Origin of the sequence: Gordonia sp. SGD-V-85 (assembly GCF_001456905.1) — a bacterium.
Taxonomy (GTDB): Bacteria; Actinomycetota; Actinomycetes; order Mycobacteriales; family Mycobacteriaceae; genus Gordonia; species Gordonia hongkongensis.
In genome coordinates, this window is record NZ_LNQO01000008.1 from 165037 (window position 1) to 182551 (window position 17515).

Sequence of the window (17515 nt, forward strand, 5' to 3'; positions counted from 1 at the left end):
TGCGGGCGCTCCTGAACGGATTCCTCATGACCCAACTACTCCCTGCCCGGAATCGGGCATTCACCTCGGTCGCCGAGGTCGACGACTTGGTCGACACGGAGGACATCAAGACCCGGAGACACAAGCTCATGCTGGTGCTCGGGCTCGCCGGCATCGCTTTCGAGGCCTACTTCCTCGCGGTACTCAGCTCCGGTACTGCGCCGATGAGTGAGCAGCTCAACCTCGACGCCAACGGCGTGGGGCTGGTCAGTGCGTACGGATACGTCGCGACCCTCATCGCGGCCGCGACCTGTGGTCTGCTCGCCGACCGCTACGGGCGAGTGCGAATCATGGTGGTGGCCAAGATCGTCGCGGTCGTCGCTGCGCTGATGATGGCCGCGGCACCGAGTTTCGCGATGCTGGTCCTCGCGCGCTGCATCGCCGGCGCCGCCTACGGCGTGGACCTGGGCGTCGCGATGGCCTACCTGTCGGAGAACCTGCCCAAGAAGCGGCAGTACCTGCTCAACTTCTGGCAGGCCCAGTGGTACATCTCGACCGTCGTCGCGCTGGCCATCGTCCTGGGCCTGTACCACCTCGAAGTCGGACTGAGCATCTGGCGCTGGGGACTCGTCACCGCCGCCGTGTTCGCCTTCGTCGTCGCCATCGCGCAGTTCGCGCTGATGCCGGACAGTCCGCGCTGGCTCGCCAAGAAGGGCAGACTCCCGGAGCTGACCAAGTCGTTGAAGGCGATGTACGGGATCGAGGCCACCTATCCCACCGGTCATCTCGACGCGGCCATCGAGGAGCCGAAGAAGGAGCGACGTTTCACCGAACTGTTCAGCACGCGATTCCGCGCACGAACGATCCTGGCGAACGTGGTCACCATGATGCAGGCGTTGCAGTACTACGCCGTCGCCTACTACCTGCCGGTCATCGCGCTCAGCCTGTTCGGTGAGAATTTCGGCGAGGCGACCTTCGGTTCCATCGTCTTCAACGTGTTCGGCATCGTCGGCGGAATCGCGTCGATCTGGGTGGCCTCCAAACTCGGTGCGAACGGCGCCGCGAAATACGGCTTCCTGGCAGTCGCCGCGATGATCCTGATCCTCGGCGTCTTCTTCGACTCGCTCCCCGTGCTCCTGGCGTTCATCGTCCCGGCGATGTTCATCTTCTTCCACTCGGCGGGCCCCGGTGTGTCAGGTCTGACCATGGCGGCGATGGCCTACCCGTCCGATCTGCGTGGTCGCGGCGGACAGCTGGCCACCATTTCGCAGAGCATCGGCGGAATCGTCGGCCTGTACGCGTTCCCGCGGATGTCGGAGTCGCTGGGGCTGTCGACCACCATCACCATCTTCGTCGCGGTGCCGCTGATCGGCGCGGCCATCTGCATGCTGATCCGCTGGGAGCCGTTCGACACCACGCACGACGCCAACGAGATCGCCGCGGCCGAGGGCGACATGACGGTACGGGAGGTGTACGGACGATGACCGGGGCACGTGTGACGATCCCCGGCTCGGTGGCGCTGATCACCGGTGGCGGACAGGGTCTGGGCCTCGCCATGGCGCGACGGTTGCGGGCCGACGGACACCAGGTGGTGATCGCCGACATCGACGCCGGACGTGCTGATCAGGCGGCCGCCGACGTCAGCGGGTCCGCGCTGGTCGTCGACGTCACCGACGACGAGTCCGTCCGCCGCGCGGTCGAGGCCGTGCGACAGCGGTTCGGACGGCTCGACGTCCTGATCAACAATGCGGGTATCATTTCGCGGACCCAGGCCGAGGCAATCGATTCCGGCCGGTGGCAGGCCGAACTCGACGTCCACCTCGGCGGCACCATGCGGTGCAGCCGGGAGGCCTTCGTCCTCCTCCGCGAGGCGCCCAACGCGTCGATCATCAATCTCGCCTCGGTGGGTTCGACATTCGGTCTACCCGGACGATTGGCGTACACCGCCGCGAAGTCCGGCGTCCTGGGTGTCACACGCACACTCGCGGCCGAATGGGGACCGCACGGGATCCGGGTCAACGCGGTGGCCCCCGGATACATCGACACCGGGATGATGCGGACGGGTCTCGACACCGGAACACTCGATGAGAAGCGACTGATAGATCGAACACCGATGCGCCGGTTCGGTTCTCCCGACGAGGTGGCTGCAGCCACCTCCTTCCTCGCGTCGACGGACGCGTCGTTCGTCACCGGCACCGTGCTCCGGGTCGACGGCGGGATCACCATCGACGGCACATTCCACTCGGCCGACGCCGAGATGACCAGAGAGGGCACCTGACACATGCTCGTAGACAACGACATCGATCGCCCGTCGACCGCGCAACTGGCCGACACCGCGTTCCGGCTGAGGTCGGCGATGATGCGAATGGCAGCGGACAAAGGCGAGGGATACATCGCTCAGGGGCTCGGGATCGCCGACCTGCTCGCGGTCATCTACTTCCGGCAGTTGCGTTTCGACGCCACTGATCCGGACTCGCCCTCCCGGGACCGGTTCCTGATGTCCACCGGGCACTACTCGATCGCGCTCTATGCGGTGCTCGCCGAACTGGGCATCCTGACCGAGGAGCAGATCGCGGACTACGGACTCAACGGCAGCGAACTGCCGATGAGTACTTTCGACGAGACGCCCGGAGTCGAGATCACCGGTGGCTCACTGGGACACGGTCTCGGGCAGGGTGTCGGGATGGCGCTCGGGCTCCGCCTCGACGGTGGGGATCAGAAGATCATCGTGGAACTCTCCGATGGTGAGCTGCAGGAGGGGTCGACCTGGGAGTCGGCGATGTCGGCCGCCAGTTTCGGTCTCGGCTCCCTCACCGCCGTGGTGGACTGCAACGGAATCCAGGCCGACGGTCCGATCGTGCTCGACATGGAACCGATCGCGGCCAAATGGGCCGCCTTCGGGTGGGCGGTCGAGGAGGTCGACGGCAACGACATCGAGGCTCTCGTCCGGGCGTTCGATGCGCTGGCAGCCGCGCCGGCAGACGTCCCGCGCGTGCTGATCGCCCGGACGACTCCCGGGACCGGCGTGCCCACGCTGGTCGCCCGGGAACGGGCACATTTCGTCCGCGTCCACGACACCGAGTGGACCGGACTCATCGCCGAACTGGAGGAGAATCGTGGCTGAGCTCAAAAACCGTGCCGGCGGCATGGGCGAGATCGCCGACGTCGAGGGACCCTACGAGCGGGCGCCTTTCGGTACCGAACTCGCCGAACTCGGTGCCCGCGACGAGCGGATCGTCGGACTGAGTGCCGACATGTCGAAGTATTCCGACATCATCCCGTTCCGGGATCGCTTCCCGGAGCGCTACTTCAACGCCGGCATGGCCGAGCAGAACGCGGTGATGATGGCCGCGGGATTGGCGAAGGTCGGCAAGATCGCTTTCTGCGCGACCTACGCAGCATTCCTCACCCGCCGGGCCCTCGACTTCATCGCCGTGTCATGCGCACACAGCAAGGCCGACGTGAAGATCGTCGCCGGTTCGCCGGGGCTCGTAAATCCCTATGGCGCAACACACCAGTCCCTCGAGGACCTGGTCGTGATGCGGTCCATCCCTGATCTGACGGTCATCGATCCGTGCGATGCGGTGGAACTCCGTCACGTCATCCGCGCTGCCGCGGCCACGCCGGGTACCTTCTACATCCGCAACCTGCGCGGCAAGGTGCCCGTCGTGTTCGACGAGGACGACTTCGAGTTCGAGATCGGCCGCGCACGGATGCTGCGTCCGGGTCGAGACGTCGCCGTCATCGGGACGGGGTTCATGACGGCTCGCGCGCTGAGAGCGGCCGAGTCCGCGGAGGCGGCCGGGGTATCGGCGGCAGTGCTGCACGTTCCGACGATCAAGCCACTGGACACCGAGGCCATCGCCGCAGTCGCCGCAGACGTCGGTCGGGTGATCGTGGTCGAGAACGGCTTGCGCTCGGGCGGTCTGGGCAGCGCGGTCGTCGAGACACTGGCCGACCGGGGGATCTCGGTGCCGGTGACCAGGATCGGGCTGGGAGATCGCTTCCACCCCTGCGGTTCCCAGGGTTACAACGAGGCCCTGTTCGGTCTCGACGAGACGGCGATCACGCACGCGGTGATCACCGGGAACTGGCCGCACGCATGAGCGCTCTGCTGGACGGGATCGGTGTCGCCCGCACCGCCCGTCGGTTCGCGGCACCGCAACAGTATCTGCAGGGCCCAGGGGTTCTCGACGACGTCGGTGGGGTGGTGGCCGAGATCGGGGGAGCGCCGATCGTCGTCATCGACGCCGACATCTCGGGACTGTTCGGTGCGCGTATCGAGGCGTCGCTCGCCGCTGCCGAACTACGGGCCCAGGTGATCCCGGTGGCCGGACCGGTGACGCGCGGCGTCATCGCCGACACCCTGACGCGTGTGTCAGCCGGGCAGGGCGACGTGGTGGTCGGCATCGGGGGAGGCAAGGCGCTCGACATCGCCAAGGGCGTGGCCGAGACCGTCGGACGGCCGATGGTCTCGGTCCCCACGGTCGCGTCGAATGACGGCCCCACCGCCAGTGTGTTCGCGCTCTACGACGAGTTCGGACGGCTGTCGGAACTCGGTCGTCTGCCCGCGAATCCGGCTGCGGTCGTCGTTGACACCGAGGTGATCGCGAAGGCACCGATCCGATTTCTGGTATCGGGCATCGGGGACGCGCTCGCGAAGAAGTACGAGGCCCGCTCGTGTGCGCGAGGGCGCGGTGTCACCACGCAGGGCACCCGTCCGCTGATCATCGGCGAGGTGGTCGCCGATGGATGTTCTCAAATCCTGTTGCGCGACGGGGAGGCTGCAGTGCGCGATGCGCTCGCGCACCAGGTCACCCCCGAGCTCGAGGCGGTCGTCGAGGCGGTGATCCTGTTGTCGGGCATCGGTTACGAGAACGGCGGCCTGTCGATCGCGCACTGTATGACGCGAGGATTGCAGGTCGGTCGTGGGTCGTCGGCGCACCTGCACGGCTACCACGTCGCCTACGGGTTGCTCGTCCATCTGGCGCTCGAGGACGATCCCGAGGTCGACCACGACGAGATCCGCAGCTTCCTCCGTGCCCTCGGTCTCCCGACCTCGCTGGCCGATCTGGACATGGGCGAACCGTCGAACGCCGAGATCGAGGCTCTGGCTGTCGCCGCGGCGTCGGCGCCGCACGTCGCGAACACCTGGGTCGACGCATCGGTCCCCAGTATCATCGCGGCCATCGAACAGGTGGAGAAAGAGGCGGCGATCGATGGTGACTGACCACGGCCCGGACCCGGACATCGACAGCGCCCGGAGTCCGGTGCCGCCCGCGGCCGAGTTCGCCTTCTCCGCACTCAGTCCGGCCACGTTCCTGGATCGAGCCGCTGCGGCATTCGCCGGACGAATCGCGGTGATCGACGGGTCACGTTCCTTCACCTACACCGAGTTCCACGATCGGGTGCAGCGGTTGACCGCGGTGATCGAACAGCTCGGTGTCGGTCCCGGTGACCGTGTTGCCGCGTTGTGTGCGAACTCGCACGTGATGCTCGAACTGCACAGTGCTGCGCCCGCTCACGGATCCGTACTGGTGCCGTTGAACGTCCGGCTCTCCGAACCGGAGCTGATCTACATCCTGGAACACAGTGGCGCGTCGGTTCTCGTCTCGACGGTCGAGTTCGCTGATCGCGCACGAGCGGTCGGCGAAGCAGTCGGAATTCGGGTGGTGATCGGTGGTTCGGCCGACGGCTCGGACGAGTACGAGCGTCTGCTCGCAGACGCGGGCGCCCCGATTCGTCGGGACACCGGCGAACGGGGTCTGCTCGCGATCAACTACACCTCCGGGACGACGGGACGCCCGAAAGGCGTGATGTACCACCATCGGGGGGCGTATCTGCAGTCGGTGGCGATGGCCTACCACTCCGGGCTAGGTCCGGGGTCGAAGTATCTCTGGACACTCCCCATGTTCCACTGCGACGGTTGGTGTTTCACGTGGGCGGTCATCGCCGCGGGCGGCACGAGCGTCTGCCTGCGCAGCATCGACACCGGACTCATCTGGCGTCACCTCGTCGACGACGACGTGACTCATTTCAGCGCGGCACCCACGGTCCTCACCATGATCGCCGAAGACCCGTCGGCGGCTCGGCTCGATCGAGTCGTCCAGGCCGCGACGGGAGGTGCACCACCATCGCCTGCTCTCCTCGCCCGGATGGCCGGGTTGGGCATCGAGATCACCCACCTCTACGGGATGACCGAGACGTTCGGCCCGATCGTCGTGAACCAGTGGCAGCCGGAGTGGGATGACGCCACGGACGAGGTGCGCGCCGTACGCAAGGCGCGACAGGGAATCGGAAACATCGTGGCAGGGCGTGTCCGAGTCGTGTCCGACGAAGGAGGCGATGTCGCGGCCGATGGCGAGACCATCGGCGAGTTGGTGGTGCGCGGCAACAACGTCATGCTCGGCTACTACCGCGATCCCGAGGCCACTGCCGCGGCAACCCTGGACGGTTGGCTGCGGACCGGTGATCTCGCGGTGATGCATCCGGACGGGTACGTCGAGATCCGGGACCGCAGCAAGGACGTCATCATCTCCGGTGGCGAGAACATCGCGTCAGTCGAGGTGGAGCGGGTGCTCGACAGCCATCCCGACGTCGTCGAATCGGCGGTCGTCGGCCGTCCGGATGAACGATGGGGCGAGGTGCCGATCGCCTATGTCAGCGTGCGCGCCGGAGCGAGCCTGACCGCTGAGGGTCTCGTCGAGTTCGCGCGCAAGACGCTCGCCCGGTTCAAGGTGCCGAAAGAAATCGTGTTCGCGGAACTGCCGAAGACGTCGACGGGCAAGATCCAGAAGAACGTGCTCCGCGGTGGTGGGGCGTCCAGCTGACACAAAGCGTTCCGGTCATCCCAACGTAACGTTGCCAACAAGCACTGTTACGCTCGCCATTGATACTGTCAATCGTGGATAGGTACTCGCACCATGGCCGAACGGTCCTCTTGGGAAAACGACGATCTCAGCGCCCTGCGCGATCTGGCTCGCAGCTTCTGCGAGAAGGAGATCAAGCCGAACGCCGATAAGTTCATCGAGCAGCACCACGTCGACCGCGACCTGTGGAACAAGGCCGGCGAGCTGGGTCTTCTCTGCATGTCGATCCCGGAGGAGTACGGGGGCGGGGGCGGCAACTTTGCGCACGAGGCCGTCTTGATCGAGGAGCAGGCGCGCGTCGCCGACAGCTCGTGGGGCGTCAGCCTGCACAACGGCATCGTTGCGCATTACATCCTGGAGTACGGCTCCGAGGAGCAGAAGACCACGTGGCTGCCCAAGATGGCCAGCGGCGAGGCCGTCGGCGCCATCGCGATGACCGAGCCCGGTACGGGATCGGACCTGCAGAGCGTCAAGACCAAGGCGATCAAGCAGGGTGACGAGTACGTCATCGACGGCTCGAAGACGTTCATCACCAACGGAAGTCAGGCCGACATCATCATCGTCGTCGCCAAGACCGACGTGTCCGAGGGCGCCAAGGGCATCTCGCTCATCCTCGTCGAGGCGGACCGCGAGGGCTTCCGTCGTGGCCGGGTGCTCGACAAGGTCGGCCAGCGCGGGCAGGACACCTCGGAGCTGTCCTTCGACGGTGTGCGCGTTCCCACCTCGAATCTGCTCGGCACCGAGGAGGGGCAGGGCTTCATCCAGCTGATGCAGCAGCTCCCGCAGGAACGTCTGATCATCGCCGTGGCGTCGGTGGCGGGAATGGAGAAGGCAGTTTCGGAGACCATCGCCTACACCAAGGACCGCACGGCCTTCGGCCGGCCGATCTTCAGCTTCCAGAACACCAAGTTCAAACTCGCGGAGGCGGCCACCGAGACCCGGATCGGCCGGGTCTTCATCGACGACTGCATCACCAAGCACATCAAGGGCGAACTCGACATCCCCACCGTGGCGATGGCCAAGTGGTGGACCAGCGACCGCGCCATGGTGGTCGCCGACGAATGCCTCCAGCTGTTCGGCGGCTACGGCTACATGAACGAATACCCGATCGCTCGCCTGTGGGCCGACAATCGTGTGCAGAAGATCTACGCCGGCACCAACGAGATCATGAAGGAGATCATCGCGCGGACACTGTGACGATGTGACGACTCCCGTCTGGGCGACGGCCCCGGTGACCCGCTCACCGGGGCCGTCGCCGTCCCGGTGGTCCCCGGAGTGATCAAGTCGATGATTCATTAGCGGGCTGAACGGCTATACGGGGAGCCGGGGGTACGGCCGAAGCGTTTCCAGAGGGGAGCCAGAACTGACGATGTCACAGCGACCATCGCGTCTCTCGACCACTTCAGAGCAACCGTGACTCCGCATGACGACGTGCCGGTCGACGGTCGAACCAGGCACTACGGCGACTTCTACGGCGTCACCGAACCCCCGCTGGCCGACGACAGGCAGCTACTGCTGGTCTGGGGAAACTGCCAGGCCGAAGCGTTGCGGATCGTGCTGGCGAGTTCCCCGGGCCTTCGGTTTCGTACCGTCCGCGTCCCACCGGTCCACGAACTCGAGTCCTCCGACGTCGACCACGTCGAACGCCTCGTCCGTCGAGCCGCGGTGATCGTCTCCCAGCCGGTGCGCGCCGGTTACCGGGGACTCCCGATCGGTGGACCGGACCTGGTCGACCTGGCACCGTCCGCGAGGTTCATCGTGTGGCCGGTCATCCGATATGGCGGGTTGTATCCGTTCCAGGTCATCGCGCGACATCCCGCGCAGCCGTCCGCGGTACCCGCTGCTGTGCCGTATCACGATCTGCGAACGGTCCTGGCCGTGCGGGACGGACATAGATCTTTCGACGAATGGGATGTCCACGTCACGGGCGAACACCTCCGAGAAGCGGAGCGCTGGAGTGTGGAACAGCTCGCGATGCGCGAACGCCGCCAGTGCGACATCGCGATCTCCGACATCCTGCTCGACGCCGGGGCGGACGCCGCCCACACGATCAACCATCCCGGCAACCGGGTGCTGCTGACGCTCGGTCGTCGAATCCTCGATGCACTCGGGGCGTCGGCGCCGATCCCACCGACGCGGGAGTTGCTCGGCAACATTCGCGCGCCCCTGGAACAACGCGTGATCGATGCGCTCGGTATCGACGCATCCGCGCGGATCGCCTGGGACGTCGACGGTGCGGTGATGACCGAGGAGGTCGTCCACCGCAGTCAGATGCAGTGGTACGCAGACCATCCCGAGTTCATCGATGCCGTGCTGGACCGCTACGTCGAGCTCGTCGACATCCTGGGGTTGGCATGACGAGGCCCCTGGGACACCTCCTCGTCGGGCCCCGGTCGCACGGTGTGGTGCGGTATGCGCAGTCGGTGTACGACGCGGTGACCGCCGAGGGCGGCCATCATCGGTTGGCGCACATGCGCACACCCTGCGCCGGCCTGCCGGCGGGACTGGCCGACTGCGCGCTCGTGCACCTGCATGTGACAGATCGTCTGTTCGGGCGCACGCCCCTGCAGGCGCGCGACAATCTGCTCGCGATGATCGCGGGTCTGCGCCGACCGGTCTCGGTGACGCTGCACGACCTGCCCCAGCCATCGGACGGGCGGTCGATGCAGGCACGCATCGAGTTCTTCCGGTCGGTAGCCCGATCGGCGACCGGCGTGATCGTGTCGAGCCGTCACGAGGCGTCGTTGTTCTCCGAATTCGTCGACCCGACGATCGATGTCGAGGTCGTTCCGCTGATGATCGACTCCCGACGGGTCGACAAGCCCTTGGCGACAGCGGAATCGACGGTCGGCGTGCTCGGCTACCTGTATCCCGGGAAGGGACATCTCGAGACCCTCCGGGCGATGTCCGGTCTCGATCCGTCAACCGGCTTCGTCGCACTCGGCACCCCGTCTCCCGGACACGAGGATCTGGCCGACGACCTGGCCAAGCTGGCGGCGGACATGGGTAGGCGGTGTGAGATCACCGGCTACCTGACCGACGACGAACTCCGGCGGGCGTCGGCCGAGGTCACGGTCCCCGTCGCCTATCACCGGCACATGTCGGCATCCGGCTCGATCAACTCCTGGATCTCCGCCGGGCGCAGGCCACTGGTCCCGCGCACCACCTACACCGAGGAACTCGCCGCGCGGTCCCCGGGCGTGCTGACGATGCACGCGAACGATGACGATGCGCTGCAGGCCGCCATCGAGCATGCGTTCGCGCATCCTGCGGGCACCTGGATCGATCCGTCCGTGGTTCCGTCGCCCACGGCCGTCGATGTCGGGCTGGAGCACGAGCGGCTGCTGCGGCGGTGGAGTGCGTGACGGTCGTCGGGCTCGGTGATGGTCGGACCGTCGTGCCCGACAACCGGTGGGACCTGATCGGCGATGCCGCGCCGACGCCGCTGGTGAGTGTCGTCATCCCGTACTACAACCAACCTCGTCAACTGGCGCTGGTCCTGGAGGCGTTGACGGCCCAGACCTACCCGGCTGATCGCCTGGAGGTGGTCGTGGCCGACGACGGTTCGTCCTGTTCGCCGGACGTCACCGCGTGGACGTCCCGGTTGACGATCACGGTGGTGTCGCAGGAGGACAAGGGCTTTCGGGCGGCGGCCGCCCGCAACCTGGGGGTCGCCGCATCCAACGGCGCGATCCTGTGTTTCCTCGACGCGGACACGATTCCGACAGCCGGGTACATCCGCCACGCGGTCCGGTTGCCGGCCGCGGCACCCGACGCGCTCGTCGTCGGTCGGCGCAAACATGCTGATCTCGGCGAGGTCAGCCCGGATGGGATGCACGAATGGTTGTGCGCACAGGGGCATCTCGAACGTTCGCATGAGTGCGAACCCGGGTGGCTGGTCGACGCGTACGATCGCACGGCCGATCTCCTGGCCCCTGGCTGGGATGGTTACAAGTACATGATCAGCGCGGTGATGACCTGCAGCCGTGAGCTGTTCGACGACATCGGTGGGTTCGATCCGTCGTTCGTCCGGTACGGGGGAGAGGACTGGGAGTTCGCGAACCGGGCGTTTATGATGGGAGCGGTGTTCGCGCATCAACCCGAAGCGGTCGCGTGGCACGACGGTCCCGACTGGGCCGAGCGTCCGGTTTCAGAACGAATCTCGGAGAAGAACGCCGAAGCCCTGGCGCTCGCGCCGCTCGTCACCGATCCGGCGGCCCGGACAGTCGGACTCCTGTATTCGATCCCCGACGTCGTCGTGGTGATGTCGGCCGAGGGACACACCGCGGCGTCGCTGATGCGAACGGTCGGCAGCGTACTGCGTGGGGCGGACGGTCGCAGCGTGGATGCGGCCATCTGGCTCGTCGGCGCACGTGCCGACACTCTGCTCGCCGAGCTGGGCGTGCACGATTCGCGAATCCGGACCGGTAGCCCGGACGCGTCGACGCTGTCGCGGTGCAGATTCGTCCTCGAGATCACCGGGTCCGTGGTCTTCTCGGGCGACTCGCTCGCACGGCTCACCGTCGAGGTCGCGCCGGGGGAGTGTGGCCAGGTGACGGTGGATTTCGGCGGAACGCCGTCGGCGTCGGTGACGATCGCGTCGTCGCGCGCACGCCACCGCGTCCGGCGCTGGGAGGCGCACACCGACCTGGCGGCCGACGAGCTTCTCGACCGGCTGTTCGGGGTTCGGACGGTGGACCACGGCGATGTCGGGATCGTCGTCGGCGACACTGAACCAGTGTTGTCCTGGTGAGTGGCGAGTAGGACCTGGTCCGTGAGCGCGACATGCTCTGGTGTGACTGGGGCCCCGGTCGAACTCGAACTGACACTGGACGGGTTGTGAACCCGTTCCGCTGGTTTCGCCACCGCGTGGATTCTGCGCTGGCCACAATGCCGACTTCCACTGGTAAGGGCGTGAGGACACGTAGGTCTCGCGGGCACGGGCGGAGACGGCTGAGCCGCTTCCGGTCACGCCTGGTCGGTCAGGCACGTCTGTAGTGTGCGCAATCCGTCCGGGAGCAAAGCAAGACACGCTTCTCGTACTTCGTTGTAGTCGGCTTTGCGCGTTCTGCTCGGAGCCCAACCGCGAATAGGGGTCCAGGGTCGGCCCGTTGGTGACTTTCGCCTCCGGAAAACGCTCCGTGAGCGGGCCACCATGAGAGGTGCCCGACGGGTATCACCTGTGCTGCTCGTGGATGCTGTCGAGCTCACCAATGCTCGACACGTGATGTTGAGCATCGACGGACGGAGATACGGATGGCTGAACTGGTGGACACCGCGACTGCGCCGATCGTTGTCGGCGTCGATGGTTCGGAGTGCGCGCTGATGGCGGTGCGCTGGGCGGTGGGTGCTGCAGCTCGCGAGAAATGTTCGGTGCGAGTGTTATCCGCAGTTGGAATCGTGCCCGGGGCGTACGCACCCACGGCCATGATGACGTCACCGGCCGTCGTCGAGGCCATGCAGGGCGATGCGTCGCGTGCGGTGGATGCGGCGACGACGCTCGCGAAAAGTGTGGACCCCGATGTGCCGGTCGACGGAAAGATCGTCGGAGGGTCGGCGATACTCGCACTCCGGCAGGCTTCCACTGAAGCGCGCACGGTGGTCGTTGGTAGGCGAGGGCTCGGTGGGGTCCGCGGATTGTTGCTCGGCTCGGTGAGTGCCGACGCCGCAACGCATGCGCACTGCCCAGTGGTGATCGTGGGTGGAACTCCGCCCGCGAGTGGATCCGTCGTGGTCGGGGTCGATGCGTCACCGAGGTCGAGCGCCGCGATCGCCGAGGCATTTCGCCAAGCAGATCTGTTGGGAGTCCCGTTGGTGGCGGTTCACGCGTTCGGGGAGTTCTCGCCGGCGGCGTTCTACGGTGACGCGCGCCTTGCCGAGCGAAACATGCGGGACGAGGCCGAGGAAGTGTTGGGCGAGCAGCTCGCGGGCCCTGTGGAAGACTTTCCGGACGTAACGATCCGCAAACATGTTGGAATCGCGTCTCCCGCAGAGGAGATCGTTGAGGCAGCGCAGTCGGCGCAGCTGATCGTGGTGGGTACGCGCGGTCGGGGCGGGTTTCGAGGACTACTTCTCGGTTCCACCAGTCGGGCTGTGGTACAGGTCGCCCCGTGTCCGGTGATGGTCACGCACAGCAACGAGTCGTGACGGCCGTTGGCGACCTCAGTTCGCGCGCTGATCGGGACGTAGAACAGCGGCGCCGGCAAAGCGGCCCGCCTTGAGATCCCGGAGAGCGAGCAGTGCGTCGTCGAGCGGGTATGAGGTTGTCGTCACCTGCAGTCGATGCTCTCCGGCGAATCGGAGGAACTCCGTCGCGTCTTCTCGTGTGTTCGCTTCGACGCTGCGGATTTCGCGTTCGTGGAAGAGGTGTTGCTGGTAGTTCAGCGGTGGGGTGTCGCTCATGTGGATCCCGGCGAGTGTGACGACACCGCCCCGATCAAGGGCTGACAGGGCCACCGGCACAAGCTCACCGACGGGGGCGAAAATGATTGCGGCGTCCAGGAGTTCGGACGGATGGGAATGGACTTCGCCCACCGATGTCGCTCCGAGTTCACGTGCTAGGCGGCGAGCGTGGGGTTCGCGGGTCATGACGTGTACGGAGGCGCCGCGCTGGAGGGCCACCTGGGCGACCAGGTGGGCGCTGCCTCCGAAGCCGTACAAGCCCAGACGTCCCCCTTCGGGCAGGCTGGTCCGCCGCAGGGCGCGGTAGCCGATGATTCCCGCGCACAACAGCGGCGCGAGCTCGTCGACGGTGTAGCCCTCGGGAAGGGCCAGGGCGTAGTCCGCGGGGGCGAGGACGTACTCTGCGTATCCGCCGTCCGCATCCCATCCGGTGTACGTCGATGACATGCAGAGGTTTTCGGCCCCGCGCCGGCAGTAGGCACACATCCCGCAGGTGCTGCGCAGCCATGGCACCCCGACCCGGTGGCCGATCTGGAACGCGGTGTCGGTGTCGATGCCGATCTCGACGACCGTGCCAACCACCTCGTGCCCAGGGGTGACATGCGGGCGATGTTCGGGTAGGTCACCCTCGCAGACGTGCAAATCGGTTCGGCACACTCCGCATGCCTCGACCGCGATCAGCAGTTCGCCTGTCGACGGAATCGGGCGGGGGACCTCCTCCAATCGCAGAGGCGTCCGAGACACCGGACCGGGTGCCCTGACGGACCATGCCCGCATCGTCGGCACCGCCACCGCCGACGATCCCGATTCCGATGTCTGCGCGTCCGTCGGCAATCCCCAGTCCATCATCTAGACCTCTCCCGCGTTTGCCTCCCAATGGCTCAAGCGTGCGCGCAGACAATGGGATGCAACAGAGTCGATCGACCCCACGATGTAGGGCATCGGCCAGCTCGTCCGAACGTCGCCCCCGTCCGCGCGTTATGTATTGCCTTGGTCCCTGGTCGGAATCCGTCGGCGCTGCTGATACTGGTTGCATGTCTCGTGAGTCGCATCCGGACCGCGCTTCTTCTGACCGCATCGCCGACGACCTGCCAGTGGTGGTGGGGCTGAAGGATGTGTCGGGGCCGTCCCTGGGGGCGCTCCGGTGGGCGGTGGACGATGCGGTCCTCAGAGGTGCGTCGCTGACAATCGTCACCGTCCAACACGAGCATCGTCCGACGTTTGCCGATGCGGTGAACCTCCGAACGGATTGCTCCGCTCAGTGCACTCGTCGCTCGCGGCGTGTGCTGGCCGACGCCCGCTCATCGGCCCGCCGGACCGCCGGCCACAGTGCGGTACCGATCATCACGCACATATCGGAAGGGCGACCCGTCGACGCTCTCGTCGCAGCAGGGCGAGCGGCTCGTGAACTCGTCGTAGGATCGCGCGGACTCGGCGACCTCGCCGGCGGACTACTCGGCGCGATCAGCACCACGGTCGCCATGCGTTCGTCGTGCCCGGTCGTCGTTGTCCGCGACCGTTCTGACGAGAGATCGGACGGTCCGGTGATTGCCGGACTGGACGGTGGAACAGGCGACACCGCCGTCCTGATGCATGCGGCGGAGGAAGCAGCGCTCCGGCACACTGAAGTCGTTGCCGTCCACGCAATGTCGGGCGCCGATCGCGCCGGCCTCGACCACGGCATCGAGCACGCCCGAACTGCCTCGTCGCGGGGCAGCACGACGTCTGTCCGCTGGGAGTTCGTGCACGATCGTCCAGTGGACGCGATAGCCGAACATGCTTCGGGATCGTCGATGGTGGTGGTGGGCAGTCGAGGCTTGACCGGACCTTCGGCCCACGTGATCGGGTCCACCAGTCGCGCGGTCCTGCATTCGATCGAGGTACCGATCATGGTTGTCCCGACGCATTGGTGACGACCTCATTCGAGTCCTCAGCGACAGGATCACGGAAGGGCCGTTCCTGTACCAGGAGTAGCTACCAGAGTGAAATAGTTCTGCTCCTCTTCGGAGAAGTGAAGTCGCAGGAGAGCATGGAGCCCGTAGAGGGTCGCCATCACGTCGAGTCTTTGATCGGCGGTGATCTGCCCGTTTCGATCCGCGTGCATACGATGGGCATGCACCCTCCTCGCCAGCCTGTCGATCTCGGCGTGCATCCGACTCATGGTCACGGTGGCCTCGGTGGTGCCCAGGGGTTTGGCAAGTGCAGGATAGAGCAAGGATTCTTCAGCATGCTCGTGAGGCAGAACAACCGCCGCGAGTAGATCATCCGCTCGCCGTAACCCTTGCACTCCGTCGCCGCTCGATGCCTCGATGCCCTGTCCCGCCAAGTCATTCGCGCCATCGACCAGTACTCGAAGTTTCGTCCGAAGCATCTCATGCTCGGTCGAGAACCTGCGGAGCAACGCCCCGGTGGGATCATCAACGTGTACGACCGACCGCGGACCGGTCAATGCGCGTAGGGCATTCAGGATGACTGCGACGTCGATCGCTTCCTGGAGCAAAGCGCCGGCGGTCGGCGGGAGCCAGCCCAAGGCAGCAACAAGCATGGCACCGATTGAGAGCGCCATGCCGATACCCGCGCTCTGAACGGCGATCCGACGCGAACGGCGCGCGATCTCCATCGCTGAAGCGAGCGGCCCGATCCCGTCGGTGGTGAGGACAACGTCTGCTGTAGCCGTACTCGCCGTCGTGCCGTGGGCGCCCAAGGCCGCACCGACACTTGCGCTCGCCAAAGCCGGCGCGTCATTCACGCCGTCGCCCACCATCACGGTGACTGCCGAGCGGCATTCCTCCTCGACGCAGGCGACTTTGTCGGCGGGAGTCTGCCCGGCGTACACCTCGTCGACGCCGAGCACGGTACCAACCTCGCGGGCGGTTGATTCTCGGTCGCCCGTGAGGAGAACGACTTTGGTCACCCCCGCAGCACGGAGTCGACGGAGTGTGCGCGGTGCATCTGCTCGTACGGGGTCGCTCATGGTGATGGCGCCCGCATCGCGATGGTCCACCCTGATCCAGGCGATGGCGGTCCCGTCCAGCTCACTGCCGCGTACCACCGCGCGCGCCCAGACCGAAACCGGGGCGTCTCGCGCACCGACCTCGACGAAACGGTTCGCGACCACGCCGGAGACGCCCGTACCCGCGTTCCCGCGTTCTCGTGGACACCTGTCGGCACGGTCAGTGGCAGCTCACGTCGAGCGGCCTCACTCACGATGGCGGTCGCGAACACGTGCGGCGACATCTGTTCGACCGAAGCCGATAGCCGCAGCAGACCGTCGGCATCCTCTCCGGGGGCCGCGGTGACTTCCACTTGTTCCGGGCGGCCGGTGGTCAGGGTGCCGGTCTTGTCGATCAGCAGGGTGCGGGCGCGTCCCAGAGTCTCGAGGGCACCACCGTCGCGGATGATCACTCCTGATCGAGAAGCCCGTGACAGGCCGGCGACAATGGCGATCGGCGCGGCCAAGAGCAGCGGGCAGGGTGTGGCGACGACGAGAACGGCGACTGCGCGGGTCGGCGAGCCGCTGATCCACCAGCTGACCGTGGCCACAGTCAGCGTCACGGGGATGAATAAGATGGCCAGGCGGTCCGCGAGTCGGACCACGGGCGCACGTTCGGCGGCGGCTGCTCCAGCCAGTCGAACGATGCCTGCATTGGTGCTGTCGGCCGAGGGGGAGCGGGCGATCATGTCGAAGGCTGCGCCGGCGTTGACCGCACCGGACCGGATGGTGCCACCGCGCCGGACGTGTCGTGGCAACGGCTCACCGGTGAGTGCAGATTCGTCGAGTACTGCGTTGTCGCGCAGTCGACCGTCCGCCGGGACGATTTCTCCCGGGGCCACGGCCAGGATGTCCCAGGGTTCGATGGCGTCGACGTCGATCACGGTGATCTCGGCCCCGCGGCGTCGTCGCGCGGTCGTCGGAAACCGATTCACGAGCGCACTGAGGTCCTTGCGTGCACGTCGCGACGCCGACGCGTCCAGAAGCCGGCCGGTCGCGAGCATCACCCCGATCAACGAGCCCGCTGCATACTCGCCGACCAGCACAGTCCCGACGAGCGCCAGCGATGCGATGAGATCGACCCCGAGCTTGCGCTGACGAAGCCCCGACAGGATCCACCACAGCGACGCTGCGAGCGCGACAGCGATCCCCGCTGTCCAGCAGGCGTTGGCAAGCCGGCCCGACCCCGCGGACCACAGGAGTGCGCCCGCTGCGAAAGCGGTAGCGGTCGCCGTCAGAAGGACGGCTCCGGGGGAGGGCTTACCCAAGTGAG

The 17515-nt window shown here is 66.4% G+C and carries 13 protein-coding genes and 1 pseudogene; 12 read left to right on the forward strand and 2 right to left on the reverse strand.

Translation table 11 applies throughout. From position 1 onward, the window contains the following. Positions 1-26 precede the first annotated feature (26 nt). From AS181_RS11960 to AS181_RS12010, 11 genes are all read left to right on the forward strand, one after another. Entirely contained in the window at positions 27-1463 is a 1437-nt protein-coding gene (locus tag AS181_RS11960; RefSeq protein ID WP_058251871.1) for an MFS transporter, read from the forward strand. Further along, positions 1460-2257, forward strand: a complete 798-nt coding sequence (locus AS181_RS11965) for an SDR family NAD(P)-dependent oxidoreductase (protein WP_058251820.1) — start codon at positions 1460-1462, stop codon at positions 2255-2257. Before AS181_RS11960 ends, AS181_RS11965 begins: the two co-directional genes overlap by 4 nt. Positions 2258-2260: 3 nt before the next feature. Beyond that, positions 2261-3103 (forward strand): transketolase, encoded by an 843-nt coding sequence (locus AS181_RS11970; RefSeq protein WP_058251821.1) that lies wholly within the window; start codon positions 2261-2263, stop codon positions 3101-3103. Beyond that, positions 3096-4085: a transketolase family protein gene (locus tag AS181_RS11975; RefSeq protein ID WP_058251822.1), complete on the forward strand. Its 990-nt coding sequence runs from the start codon at positions 3096-3098 to the stop codon at positions 4083-4085. Before AS181_RS11970 ends, AS181_RS11975 begins: the two co-directional genes overlap by 8 nt. After that, positions 4082-5209 carry a glycerol dehydrogenase gene (locus AS181_RS11980; protein WP_058251823.1) on the forward strand — a complete coding sequence of 376 codons (1128 nt, stop codon included), beginning with the start codon at positions 4082-4084 and terminating at the stop codon, positions 5207-5209. Before AS181_RS11975 ends, AS181_RS11980 begins: the two co-directional genes overlap by 4 nt. Next, the gene (locus tag AS181_RS11985; RefSeq protein ID WP_091344346.1) at positions 5199-6809 is read left to right on the forward strand and encodes an AMP-binding protein; all 1611 of its coding nucleotides are present in this window, start codon (positions 5199-5201) and stop codon (positions 6807-6809) included. Before AS181_RS11980 ends, AS181_RS11985 begins: the two co-directional genes overlap by 11 nt. Before the next feature lie 93 nt (positions 6810-6902). Continuing rightward, a complete protein-coding gene (locus AS181_RS11990; RefSeq protein WP_058251824.1) occupies positions 6903-8045 on the forward strand; it encodes an acyl-CoA dehydrogenase family protein in 1143 nt (380 codons plus the stop codon). 216 nt (positions 8046-8261) lie between these two features. Further along, entirely contained in the window at positions 8262-9206 is a 945-nt protein-coding gene (locus tag AS181_RS11995; protein WP_058251825.1) for a WcbI family polysaccharide biosynthesis putative acetyltransferase, read from the forward strand. Next, positions 9203-10213 carry a hypothetical protein gene (locus AS181_RS12000; protein ID WP_058251826.1) on the forward strand — a complete coding sequence of 337 codons (1011 nt, stop codon included), beginning with the start codon at positions 9203-9205 and terminating at the stop codon, positions 10211-10213. Before AS181_RS11995 ends, AS181_RS12000 begins: the two co-directional genes overlap by 4 nt. Further along, the gene (locus AS181_RS12005) at positions 10210-11601 is read left to right on the forward strand and encodes a glycosyltransferase (RefSeq protein WP_058251873.1); all 1392 of its coding nucleotides are present in this window, start codon (positions 10210-10212) and stop codon (positions 11599-11601) included. Before AS181_RS12000 ends, AS181_RS12005 begins: the two co-directional genes overlap by 4 nt. Before the next feature lie 503 nt (positions 11602-12104). After that, entirely contained in the window at positions 12105-12995 is an 891-nt protein-coding gene (locus AS181_RS12010) for a universal stress protein (RefSeq protein WP_058251827.1), read from the forward strand. A 15-nt stretch (positions 12996-13010) separates the two neighbouring features. Here AS181_RS12010 and AS181_RS12015 read toward each other — a convergent pair whose 3' ends face one another. Further along, complete coding sequence (locus AS181_RS12015; RefSeq protein WP_058251874.1) at positions 13011-14027, reverse strand: zinc-binding alcohol dehydrogenase family protein; 1017 nt, start codon at positions 14025-14027, stop codon at positions 13011-13013. Positions 14028-14284: 257 nt separating this feature from the next. Here AS181_RS12015 and AS181_RS24575 point away from each other — a divergent pair, with 257 nt between their 5' ends. Next, a complete protein-coding gene (locus AS181_RS24575; RefSeq protein ID WP_175404318.1) occupies positions 14285-15163 on the forward strand; it encodes a universal stress protein in 879 nt (292 codons plus the stop codon). A gap of 29 nt (positions 15164-15192) precedes the next feature. Here AS181_RS24575 and AS181_RS25755 read toward each other — a convergent pair. Next, positions 15193-17510, reverse strand: a pseudogene (locus AS181_RS25755) (heavy metal translocating P-type ATPase). Positions 17511-17515: the final 5 nt, after the last annotated feature.